This is a genomic window from Kitasatospora sp. NPDC101155, assembly GCF_044768305.1.
GTDB lineage: Bacteria > Actinomycetota > Actinomycetes > Streptomycetales > Streptomycetaceae > Kitasatospora.
In genome coordinates, this window is sequence record NZ_JBIWPN010000039.1 from 32,971 (window position 1) to 43,263 (window position 10,293).

9 protein-coding genes are annotated in these 10,293 nt (G+C 72.8%); 1 reads left to right on the forward strand and 8 read right to left on the reverse strand.

Features of this window, described 5'->3' with window-relative positions; translation table 11 throughout:
* Positions 1–205: 205 nt before the first annotated feature.
* The 8 genes from truB to rimP form a co-directional block, all read right to left on the reverse strand.
* Positions 206–1,135, reverse strand: coding sequence for a tRNA pseudouridine(55) synthase TruB (truB, locus tag ACIRYZ_RS35805; RefSeq protein WP_402952410.1), 930 nt, complete (start codon positions 1,133–1,135; stop codon positions 206–208).
* A 76-nt stretch (positions 1,136–1,211) separates the two neighbouring features.
* Entirely contained in the window at positions 1,212–2,315 is a 1,104-nt protein-coding gene (locus tag ACIRYZ_RS35810) for a bifunctional oligoribonuclease/PAP phosphatase NrnA (RefSeq protein WP_402952411.1), read from the reverse strand.
* Between the two features lie 2 nt (positions 2,316–2,317).
* Positions 2,318–2,758, reverse strand: a complete 441-nt coding sequence (gene rbfA / locus ACIRYZ_RS35815) for a 30S ribosome-binding factor RbfA (RefSeq protein ID WP_402952413.1) — start codon at positions 2,756–2,758, stop codon at positions 2,318–2,320.
* Positions 2,759–2,911: 153 nt separating this feature from the next.
* Complete coding sequence (locus ACIRYZ_RS35820) at positions 2,912–3,208, reverse strand: DUF503 domain-containing protein (RefSeq protein ID WP_196949803.1); 297 nt, start codon at positions 3,206–3,208, stop codon at positions 2,912–2,914.
* Between the two features lie 153 nt (positions 3,209–3,361).
* Positions 3,362–6,499 carry a translation initiation factor IF-2 gene (infB, locus tag ACIRYZ_RS35825; RefSeq protein WP_402952414.1) on the reverse strand — a complete coding sequence of 1,046 codons (3,138 nt, stop codon included), beginning with the start codon at positions 6,497–6,499 and terminating at the stop codon, positions 3,362–3,364.
* Between the two features lie 228 nt (positions 6,500–6,727).
* Positions 6,728–7,021 carry a YlxR family protein gene (locus ACIRYZ_RS35830; RefSeq protein WP_402952416.1) on the reverse strand — a complete coding sequence of 98 codons (294 nt, stop codon included), beginning with the start codon at positions 7,019–7,021 and terminating at the stop codon, positions 6,728–6,730.
* 75 nt (positions 7,022–7,096) lie between these two features.
* A complete protein-coding gene (gene nusA / locus ACIRYZ_RS35835; RefSeq protein ID WP_402952417.1) occupies positions 7,097–8,116 on the reverse strand; it encodes a transcription termination factor NusA in 1,020 nt (339 codons plus the stop codon).
* A 53-nt stretch (positions 8,117–8,169) separates the two neighbouring features.
* Positions 8,170–8,709: a ribosome maturation factor RimP gene (gene rimP / locus ACIRYZ_RS35840; protein ID WP_402952419.1), complete on the reverse strand. Its 540-nt coding sequence runs from the start codon at positions 8,707–8,709 to the stop codon at positions 8,170–8,172.
* Between the two features lie 303 nt (positions 8,710–9,012).
* Here rimP and ACIRYZ_RS35845 point away from each other — a divergent pair, with 303 nt between their 5' ends.
* Positions 9,013–9,999 carry a ferritin-like domain-containing protein gene (locus tag ACIRYZ_RS35845; RefSeq protein ID WP_402952448.1) on the forward strand — a complete coding sequence of 329 codons (987 nt, stop codon included), beginning with the start codon at positions 9,013–9,015 and terminating at the stop codon, positions 9,997–9,999.
* Positions 10,000–10,293: the final 294 nt, after the last annotated feature.

The window sequence follows — 10,293 nt, forward strand, 5'->3', positions numbered from 1 at the left end:
CGACCGTCGCTCGCTCGCCGCCGGGAGCCTGCCCGCCGAGGCGGCGGCCCGACCGCGCCCGCGCCGCTCACCACGCTCTTTCACCTCGTGCGCTCCCTCGTGCGAGTGACCACGCTGTTCGAGTGGAGGGGCCCGGAAGGGTGAAACCCCCGCCGGGAGGACTCTCCCGACGGGGGTTTCACAAGACTGCGACGACAACTGCGACTCAGCCGACGAACACCGCCACCGGCTTCGCCTGCCCGCCCTGCTCCTCGACCAGGGCGAGGAAGCGCCCGTCCGGCCCGAACACCGCGATCGGCCCGTCCACGCCCAGCCCGGGCGCCTTCAGCCGCGCGCCGTGCGAGAGCTTCTGCGCCGAGGCCTCGTCCAGGTCCCAGCGCGGGAAGGCGGCCGCCGCGGCCGCCGCGATCGGCAGCACCTCCAAGCCTGCGGCGGATTCGCCGGTGACCGACGCCTCGAGCTGCTCCAGGGTCCGCGCCGACTCCACCGAGTACGGCCCGACCTTGGTGCGCCGCAGCGCGGTCAGGTGCCCGCCGACGCCCAGACCCGCGCCCAGGTCGCGGGCCAGCGCCCGGATGTAGGTGCCGGAGGAGCACTCCACGGTCACGTCCAGGTCGATCACCGCGGTGCCGTCCTCGGCGACCGCCGCGCGCTGCTCGTGCACGATGAAGGAGTGGATCGTGGTCGGCCGGGCCTCCAGCTCGAAGTCCTCGCCCTCGCGCACCCGCGCGTACGACCGCTTGCCGTCGATCTTGATCGCGCTGACCTTGGACGGCACCTGCATGATCTCGCCGGTGAGCGCCGCGATCCCGGCGTCGATCGCCTCCCGGGTGACGGCGTCGGCCGGGGTCGAGGAGGTCACCTCGCCCTCGCGGTCGTCGGTGACGGTGGTCTGGCCGAGCCGGATGGTCGCCTCGTACGTCTTGGCGGTCAGCATCAGGTGGCCGAGCAGCCGGGTGGCCCGCTCGACGCCGATCACCAGGACACCGGTGGCCATCGGGTCCAGCGTGCCGGCGTGCCCGACCTTCCGTGTCCCGGCCAGCCACCGCATCTTGGCGACGACCCCGTGCGAGGTGATGCCCTCGGGCTTGTCGACGATCACCAGGCCGTCCGGGCCGGTGCCTTTGCGCTTCATCGAGTTCTTTCTCCAAGCCGACGACTGCCGGCAATTGATTCTGGGGGCGACGTGCAGAACGGTCAACGCGGGATGATCAACGAAGGGGCCGCAGCGCGCCCCGGAACCGCTCGACCACTGCGGCCACGTCCTCCCGGGCACTGAACCCGGCCGCGAAGACGTGCCCCCCGCCGCCCAGTTCGGCGCAGGCGGCGGCGACGTCCACCGCGCCCTTGGAGCGCGAGGAGCCGCGCAGCGTCCCGTCCGGGTCCTGCTTGAGCACCAGCGCCACCTCGGCCTCGGCCGGCCGGCGCAGGATGTCGATCAGCCCCTCGATCTCCTCGACCGTGACGCTGAACAGCGCCAGGTCCTGGTACGGCACCCAGGTCCACACCAGGCCCAGCCCGTCGGCCGCGTCCGGCTCGTAGACCGCCCGGTCCAGCGCGCCTGCGAGCACCTTGAGGTAGCCGAAGGAGGAGGTGTCCCACAGCTGCCGGGAGATCAGGTCGTGCCGGATGCCGGTGGCCAGCAGCCGGGCGGCGAGTTCGTGGGTCGCGGGCGTGGTGGCCCGGTACTTGAAGGATCCGGTGTCGGTGGCGACCCCGGTGTACAGGCAGGTGGCCAGGTCCTGGTCGAGCTCGACGCCGAGCCGGCGCAGCAGTTCCTCGACCAGCACGGCGGTGGCCGGCGCGGTCGGGTCGATCAACTGGTGGGTGCCGAAGCCCGGGTTGGAGGCGTGGTGGTCGAACACCACCAGGACGGGCGCGGCGAAGGCCTTGTCGTGCAGCAGCCCCAGTCGGCTCTGCGCGGCCACGTCGAAGCAGAGCACCAGCTCGGGCACGTCCGGCACCTCGGCGGCCGGCACGATCAGCTCCTGGCCGGGCAGGAAGGCCAGCGACTCGGGCACGATCTGCGGGTCGTCGCCGAAGGAGACCCGCACCCGCTTGCCGAGCGCGCGCAGCGCGAGCGCCGCCGCCAGCGAGGAGCCCAGCGCGTCGCCGTCCGGGCAGATGTGGCAGATCAGGTCGATCGAGCGGGCCCGCTCGATCTCCGCCACCACCTGCTGCCAGAGCAGCTCGAAGCCGCTCTCCTCGGCGCGCGGCCCCGGGAGCGCCGCGAGGGCACCCTCCACCGTGCTGGTGGAGGACGCCCCCGTGGTCGATCCGGTTCGCGAGGCGGCCTGAGCCGACTCACCCGCCATGACTACTCGTCCTCGTCGTCACGCTCGGACGCCGGCACCCGGTACGGGTCCGCGTCGCCGGCGTAGGTCGCCCCCGCGGCGGTGGTACGCACCGCCGCGTCGATGGCCTTGGCCCGGTCGAGCAGGTCGTCGATGTTCCGGGCGTTCTCCGGCAGCGCGTCCGCGACGAAGGTCAGCGTCGGGGTGAAGCGCACCCCGATCTTGCCGACCTCGGAGCGGATCACGCCCTTGGCGCTCTCCAGCGCGGCTGCGGTGGCCTCGCGCTCGGTCTCGTCACCGAAGACGGTGTAGAAGACGGTGGCCTCGCGCAGGTCGCCGGTCACCCGGGTGTCGGTGATGGTCACGAACCCCAGACGGGGGTCCTTGATCCGCCGCTCCAGGGTCTGGGCGACGACCACCTGGATGCGGTCGGCGAGCTTGCGCGCCCTTGCGGTGTCGGTCACGTTGCCTCCTCGTGCAGTGGGCCCGGTACCCGGGCGAGCTGCGCACCCGTCGGGGCCCACGCCCCAAAGTACCGGCCCGCGCCCGGCCTTGCGGGCGCTCTGGGTCCTGATCTGTGTGAGAACGGCGACTTCCGTCGACGCCCTCCACAGCGGTCATTCGTCGTCGTCGTTGTGGTACCTCCTCCTCGCGGAGAGGAGCTGCACCTCGGGGCGGCCGGCGACCAACCGCTCACAGCTGTCCAGGATCTCGGTGACGTATCCAGCGTCGCCGGACACCACCGCGAGGCCGATCTCGGCCCGGCGGTGCAGATCCTGGTTCCCGGTCTCAGCAGCGCACACGCTGTACTTGCGCTGCAGTTCGGCCACGATGGGCCGCACGATCGAACGCTTCTCCTTGAGCGAGTGGACGTCGCCCAGGAGCAGGTCGAAGGTGAGTGTTCCCACGAACATGTGTGACAGGTCTCGCCGACCTGGAAGGCCTCGGGGACGTACGGCCCGGAACCGGGCCGACGCCACGACAATCGACTACCCCGGACCCTACACAGCGAGACCGGGGCCGGTCGACGGAAATACCACCCGTCGACCGGCCCCGGTGACCAGCGACTACGCGCGCGGCTTCTCGCGCATCTCGTAGGTCTCGATGATGTCGTCGACCTTGATGTCGTTGAACGACCCCAGGGTCACACCGGCCTCGAAGCCCTCGCGGACCTCGGTCGCGTCGTCCTTGAAGCGGCGCAGACCCTCGATGGTGAGGTTCTCCGCCACGACCTTGCCGTCGCGCAGCAGGCGGGCCTTGGTGTTGCGGCGGATGATGCCGTCGCGGACCAGGACACCGGCGATGTTGCCGAACTTGGAGGAGCGGAAGACCTCGCGGATCTCCGCGGCGCCGAGGCGCACCTCCTCGTACTCCGGCTTGAGCTTGCCCTTGAGGGCGTTCTCGATCTCCTCGATCGCCTGGTAGATGACCGAGTAGTACCGGACGTCCACGCCTTCCTTGTCGGCCGCGGTGCGCGCACGGCCTTCGGCGCGCACGTTGAAGCCGATGATGATGGCGTCCGAGCCCATCGCCAGGTCCACGTCGGACTCGGTGATGGCACCCACACCGCGGTGCAGGACCCGGAGCTCGACCTCCTCGCCCACGTCCAGCTTGACCAGGGCGTCCTCAAGGGCCTCGACCGAACCGGAGACGTCACCCTTGATGATGAGGTTGAGCTGCTCGATGGAGCCGGCGGCGATGGCCTTGTCCAGGTCCTCCAGGGACACCCGGACCCGACGCTGCGCGAAGGCGGCGTTGCGGTCGCGGGCCGAGCGCTTCTCGGCGATCTGGCGCGCGGTGCGGTCCTCGTCGACGACGATGAAGCTGTCGCCGGCGCGGGGCACCGAGGTCAGACCGAGCAGCAACACCGGGCGGGACGGGCCGGCCTCGGCGAGGTTGTTGCCGTTCTCGTCCAGCATGGCGCGGACGCGGCCGTAGGCGTCGCCCACGACGATCGAGTCACCGACGCGGAGGGTACCGCGCTGGACCAGGACGGTCGCCATGGCGCCGCGGCCCTTGTCCAGGTGGGCCTCGATCGCAATACCCTGCGCGTCCTGCTCGGGGTTGGCCCGCAGGTCGAGCGAGGCGTCCGCGGTCAGGACCACGGCCTCCAGCAGCTGCTCGATGTTCAGACCCTGGCGCGCGGAGATGTCGACGAACATGGTGTCGCCGCCGTACTCCTCGGCCACCAGGCCGAACTCGGTCAGCTGGCCGCGGACCTTGGTCGGGTCGGCGCCCTCGACGTCGATCTTGTTGACGGCGACCACGATCGGCACACCCGCGGCCTTGGCGTGGTTCAGCGCCTCGACCGTCTGCGGCATGACACCGTCGTTGGCCGCGACCACCAGGATCGCGATGTCGGTGGACTTGGCACCACGGGCACGCATGGCGGAGAACGCCTCGTGACCCGGGGTGTCGAGGAAGGTGATCGGGCGCTCTTCGCCGTTCACCATCGTCGCCACCTGGTAGGCACCGATGTGCTGGGTGATGCCACCGGCCTCGCCGGCCACCACGTTGGACTTGCGGATGGCGTCCAGCAGGCGGGTCTTACCGTGGTCGACGTGACCCATGACGGTGACGACCGGCGGGCGCGGGGCCAGCTGGTCCTCGTCGCCCTCGTCGGCACCGAAGTCGATGTCGAACGACTCCAGCAGCTCGCGGTCCTCGTCGTCCCGGCTGACGATCTCCAGCTGGAAGCCCATCTCGCCGGCCAGCAGCTCGAGGGTCGCGTCGGAGACCGACTGGGTCGCGGTGACCATCTCACCGAGGTTGAACATGACGGAGACGAGTGCGGCCGGGTTGGCGTTGATCTTCTCCGCGAAGTCCATCAGCGAGGCGCCGCTCGACAGGCGAACGGTCTGGCCGTTGCCGCGAGGCAGCATCACACCGCCGACGGACGGGGCCTGCATGGCCTCGTACTCCTGGCGCTTCGCCCGCTTCGACTTGCGACCGCGCGCCGGGCGACCGCCCGGGCCACGACCGAAGGCGCCCTGCGTGCCACCACGGGCACCCGGGCCGCCGGGACGACCACCGAAGCCACCGGGACGGGGGCCGAAGCCGCCACCACCGGGGGCGCCGCCACCCGGACGCGGACCGCCGAAGCCGCCGCCACCGGCCGGACGCGAGCCCGGACCGGCCGGACGACCCTGGAAGCCCGGACGGGCGCCGCCGCCACCGGGACCGGCCGGACGGCCACCGGGGCCACCCGGACCACGGCCACCCGGACCCGGACGCGGGCCGGCCGGACGCTGCGGCATCATGCCCGGGTTCGGGCGCGGCATGCCGGACGGGGTCGGACCGCCAGGACGCGGCGCGGCCGGACGCGGCATGCCGTCGGGACGCGGACGGTCGCCACCCGGACGGGGAGCACCGGCGCCCGGCGCACCGGCCGGACGCGGACGGTCGCCACCCGGACGCGGGGCACCGGCGCCCGGCGCACCGGCCGGACGCGGACGGTCGCCACCCGGACGGGGAGCACCGGCACCCGGCGCACCGGCCGGACGCGGACGGTCGCCACCCGGACGCGGGCGGTCGCCGCCCTGCGCGCCCGGAGCACCCGGACGGCCACCCGGCGCGCCCGGACGGCGGTCGCCGGGGCGGGCCATGCCGGTCGCGCTGCCCGAGGTGAACGGGTTGTTGCCCGGACGCGGGCCGGCCGGACGCGGGCCCGGACGGGCGCCACCCGTGGCCTGGCCACTCGGACGCGGGGCCTGGGCGGCCGGACGCGGGGCGTCACCACCGGCCGGAGCCGGCGAGGAGAACTCGGCCGCGGGCGCGGCCGGAGCCGCCGGAGCGGCGGGGCGCGCGGCCGGACGCGGGCCCGGAGTCGGCGCGCCCGGACGGGCGGCGGCGGGGGCGGCCGGAGCCGCAGGGGCGGCCGGAGCGGCGGGAGCCGCAGCGGCCGGGGTCGGACGGGGACCAGGGGTCGCGCCAGGGCGCGGACCCGGGGTCGGGGCACCCGGCTTGGGTGCACCCGCGGCACCTGCCGCGGGCTGGGGCGCCGCGGTCTTCCGCGGGCCCGGCTTGGCAGCGCCACCACCGGTGGGGGCCACACCAAGCGCGTCAGTCAGCTTACGCACGACCGGCGCCTCGATCGTCGAGGACGCCGAACGGACGAACTCACCGAGCTCGGTGAGCTTGGCCATGACGGCCTTGCTCTCCAAGCCAAGCTCCTTGGCGAGTTCATAAACCCGGACCTTAGCCACTTCACTCCTGTCTATGAGTCCGGGGGTCTCGTCCGCCGGACTGTCGCTACTTCATGGGCGTACCCATCGCGTACTCATCGCGTACTCATCGAGTGCTCATCGCAATCTCGACCTACTTCCACATCGCGAGGTACCTGACTGGTGGCACGGCGCGCGGTTGCCCGAACGCTGTACTTGTTGCGGTGGTTCTCCGCCGCGATGAGCGGCGGCCGTCGCGGGAGGTGGCCCCTAAGAGGCTCCGCCTGCCCGCTCCTCGATGAACTCGCGGAGCCGCTCCGTGTCGAGCGTCCCCTGGAGCCGGAAGGCCCGAGGAAACGCCCGACGGCGGACCGCGAGGTCGAGGCAGGCCGGATCGGGGTGCAGGTGTGCACCCCGGCCCGGCAGTGCGCCACGGGGATCAGGGACGCAGACGCCCTCGACCGCCGTGACACGCAACAGCTGGTGCTTGGCCGCGCGCTTGCGGCAGCCCACGCAGGTGCGTTCCGGGCGTGCCCGGACGTGCGTCCGGCCAGACGAAGGCAAGTCTACCCCTCCGAAGCGACATGGCGCCGCCCCGCAGATCCCGGAGGACCGGCGGGACGCCAGGAACAACACTGACTACTGGGCCGGGGCCCCTCCATCTTCATGCTGGGGCTCGGCCTGGCCCTCGGTGTCCGGTCGGATGTCGATCCGCCAGCCGGTGAGACGCGCGGCCAGGCGGGCGTTCTGGCCCTCCTTGCCGATCGCCAGCGACAGCTGGTAGTCCGGCACGATCACCCGGGCGGAACGCTGGGCGGCGTCCACGATCTCCACGCTGGTCACCCGTGCGGGGGACAGCGCGGCGGCGACCATCTCGCGCGGGTCCTCGGACCAGTCGACGATGTCGATCTTCTCGCCGTGCAGCTCGCCCATCACGGCGCGCACCCGGGAGCCCATCGGACCGATGCAGGCGCCCTTGGCGTTCAGCCCGGCGCGGCGCGACCAGACCGCGATCTTGGTCCGGTGGCCGGCCTCACGGGCGATCGCGGCGATCTCCACGCTGCCGTCCGCGATCTCCGGGACCTCCAGCGCGAACAGCTTCTTCACCAGGCTCGGGTGGGTGCGCGAGAGCGTCACCGACGGCCCGCGGACACCGCGGCGCACCGCCACCACGTAGCACTTCAGCCGGGTGCCGTGCCGGTAGTCCTCGCCCGGGACCTGCTCCTGCGGCGGCAGGATGGCCTCCAGCTTGCCGATGTCGACCAGCACGTTCTTCGGGTCGTTGCCCTGCTGGACGACACCGGTGACGATGTCGCCCTCCTTGCCCGCGTACTCGCCGAAGGTCTGGTCGTCGGCGGCGTCGCGCAGGCGCTGCATCATCACCTGGATGCCGATGCTGGACGCGATCCGGCCGAAGCCGCTCGGGGTGTCGTCGAACTCCTTCGGCTCGACGCCCTCGTCCAGCTCCGCCGGGTCCTCCATGGCCCACACGGTGACGTGGCCGCTCTTGCGGTCCAGGTGCACCCGCGCCCGGCGGCGCGAGCCCTCGGTGCGGTGGTACGCGGTGAGGAGGGCGGACTCGATGGACTCGACCAGCAGGTCGAAGGGGATGTTCTTCTCGTTGACCAGCGTGCGCAGGGCACTCATGTCGATGTCCACGGCTACGCCTCCTCGTCTTTCGTCACGTTCATCATGGTCGTACGGCGGCCGACTCACTCGGCGCCGTCGTCCCCCTCGTCGAAGTCGGCGGCCTCGTCCAGGAGCTTCTCGTCGTCCTTGCGGTTGAACTCGACCTGGACCCGCGCCCGGGCCACCTCGCCGTACTCGAGACGGCGCTCCTTCGGACGGCCGCGCCCCTTCACCGGCTGCACCTCGACCAGTGCGCCGTCCTCGTCCGCCTCCAGCACCCGGGCGACGATCTCCCCGCCGTCGACCAGGTGGATCTTGGCCAGCCGGCCCTCGGCCCGCTGCCAGTGCCGGGGCAGGACCAGCGGGCGCTCCGCACCCGGCGAGCCGACCTCCAGCAGGTAGGGCTCCTCGCCCATCAGGTCGGACTCGTCCAGGGCCTCGCCGACCACCCGGCTGAACTCGGCGATGGCGTCCATGTCGACGCCGCCGTCGGTGTCGACGTCGATCTGCACCTGCCGGCGGCTGCCCGCCTTGGTGACCCTGACGTCCTCCAGGTCCAGTCCGGCCTGCTCGGCCAGCGGCTCCAGCAACGCGCGCAGCCGGTCGGTGTGGGTGGTGCTCATCCGGGTGGACTCCTCGGCCGCGTCTGCTGTTGTCAGAAGGTCGCCCCGCACCCTCCGCACCCCACGGGCGCACGCCGGGTCACGGCAGCTCGGCCCAAAGCCTAGCCGGTGAAGCCGCGAACCACCGATTCCGGACCACCCCGGACCAGCCGGACGCCACCCACTGCGAGCAAGCTCACACCGGCCCACCCACCACACCGCACCCCCAATCCCCACCCGCAATCGTGGGGGTTCTGCAAAGATTCAGGCCAACGAGGGCAGGCGGGGAGGCCGTCCTCCCGTACACGCCCCGGAGTGACCCCGATGCAGCCGCACAGCCGACGGACCTTCCTGGCCCTCGGACTGATCACCCTCACCGCCGCCTGCACCAGCTCCAACGGGGCCGACCCCAACGGCGCCGTGATGCCCGGCAACAAGGGTCCCGGTCCCGACCCCGACAACCCGGTCCGCCTGCGCGCCATCGCCGCCACCGACACCCTGCTGGCCGCGTACGACACCGCCCTCGCCACGCCAGGCGCCCAGACCGCCCTGCTCCAACCCCTCCGTGCCGAAACCGCCCGGCACCGCGCCGCCCTCGCCTACGGCATGCCCGCCGCCTCCGTCCCCCCGGCCCCCACCCCCGGCACGCCCACGGCGACCCCCACCACCCTGGCCGCCCTGGAACGCCAGACCGCCCAGTCCCACCTCACCGACCTCGGCGCCGCCCAGCCACCCCTGGCCCGCCTGCTCGCCTCCGTCGCCGCCTCCAACGCCCTGCACGCCGCCGCCCTCGGCGCCCCCCTCGACCAGACCCCCGACCAGCCCTCCCCCACCGCTGCCCCGACGCCGCCCGCCCCCACCCCGGGCACCTCCCTCCCCGCCCTCCAGAACGCCCTCAGCGCCGAACATGCCGCCGTCTACGGCTACGGCGTCGTCGGCGCCCACCTCCCCGAAGACCAACAACGCGCCGACGCCCGCACCGCCTACGCCGCCCACCAATCCCAACGCGACGCCTGGCAACGCTTCCTCACCACTCTCGGCGCCACCCCCACCCCCGCCGCCGGCGGCTACCAGCTCCCCTTCCCCGTCACCGACGCCCCCACCGCCACCAAACTCGCGGCCCACCTCGAAACCCGCCTCACCACCGTCTACGCCGACCTGGTCGCCGCCGTCCCCACCCCCCAACGCTCCACCGCCGCCACCGCCCTCCGCGACTGCGCCCTCCGCGCCCATCACTGGGGCGCCCCCGACACGCCCTTCCCCGGTATCCCCGAACCCGTCCCCACCCCGACGGCGACCCGCCAGAGCTGAACACGGTCGGGCGCAGACCCTTGCGGGCGCCCGCACCAAAACCCACCCCCACAGCCGCACCAACCCACCCCCAACAACCCCCCACCCACCCCGTACCTCCCTCTAGCGAGAGGGACGCGCTGCGGGAGGGGGCGGCGCAGGGGGTGGCCCGGAGAGGGGCGTGACGGGTGATTTTCAGACTGCCACCGCACCCAACACCCCACCCAACCCCATGGGCAGTCTGAAAATCACCCAGCCCCCGGAGCGGCCCCCCCCCCGGCCGCCCCCCGGCGCCCCCCCCCCCCCCCCCGGCCC

Excerpts from the sequence above, each read along its gene's own strand:
- truB (WP_402952410.1), bottom strand. The coding sequence starts at position 1,135 with ATGAAGCGCAAAGGCACCGGCCCGGACGGCCTGGTGATCGTCGACAAG.
- ACIRYZ_RS35810 (WP_402952411.1), bottom strand. The coding sequence starts at position 2,315 with ATGGCGGGTGAGTCGGCTCAGGCCGCCTCGCGAACCGGATCGACCACG.
- ACIRYZ_RS35820 (WP_196949803.1), bottom strand. The coding sequence starts at position 3,208 with ATGTTCGTGGGAACACTCACCTTCGACCTGCTCCTGGGCGACGTCCAC.
- rimP (WP_402952419.1), bottom strand. The coding sequence starts at position 8,709 with ATGAGCACCACCCACACCGACCGGCTGCGCGCGTTGCTGGAGCCGCTG.
- ACIRYZ_RS35845 (WP_402952448.1), top strand. The coding sequence starts at position 9,013 with ATGCAGCCGCACAGCCGACGGACCTTCCTGGCCCTCGGACTGATCACC.